Source organism: Methylobacterium crusticola (assembly GCF_003574465.1).
GTDB lineage: Bacteria > Pseudomonadota > Alphaproteobacteria > Rhizobiales > Beijerinckiaceae > Methylobacterium > Methylobacterium crusticola.
The window spans coordinates 1-592 of record NZ_QOWC01000514.1; the positions used below are offsets into that span (position 1 = coordinate 1).

The following is a 592-nucleotide window of genomic DNA, read 5'->3' on the forward strand; positions in this document are numbered from 1 at the left end:
ACAATGTCGGCCGGCAGGTCGGTCATCAGGCCCTCGGCTTGAGGCGCATCGCCCCTCTGGCCTCCCGTCAACACGAAGTGCACCGGGCAACCCAGGCCGCGCACGGCCAGATGGATCTTGGTGCTCAGGCCGCCGCGCGAACGTCCGAGCGCCTGATCGGACGGGGCTTGATCTCCAGACCCCCCTTTTTGGCGCCGGCCGCATGCTGGTGCGCGCGCACGATGGTGGAATCGACGATCAGATATTCAAAGTCGGGATCGTCCGACAGCGCCGCGAAGATCCGCCACCACACCCCTTTCTGGCTCCAGCGGCTGAACCGGCGAAACACGCTGTTCCAGTCGCCAAACGCGTCCGGCAGGTCGCGCCAAGGCGAGCCGGTGCGCACGATCCAGAGGACGCCCTCGACGAACATCCGGTTGTCGCGCCCGGTCGAGCCCTTCTGATCGGGGCGGCCAATGATCAGCGGCGCCATCCGCTCCCACTGCTCATCCCTGAGAACCAACCGATCCAAAACGCCCATCGCCGCCTCCAAAAGACAGCTTTGAATCACTCCCCAGACGCCTTGTGAACCCCAAGAGTCCACACAGCCTAG

The 592-nt window shown here is 65.0% G+C and carries 1 pseudogene; it reads right to left on the reverse strand.

What is annotated here, in order from left to right:
• A pseudogene (locus DT057_RS35145) lies at nt 1-520 on the reverse strand (IS5 family transposase); the annotation flags it as partial.
• Between the last annotated feature and the right edge of the window lie 72 nt (nt 521-592).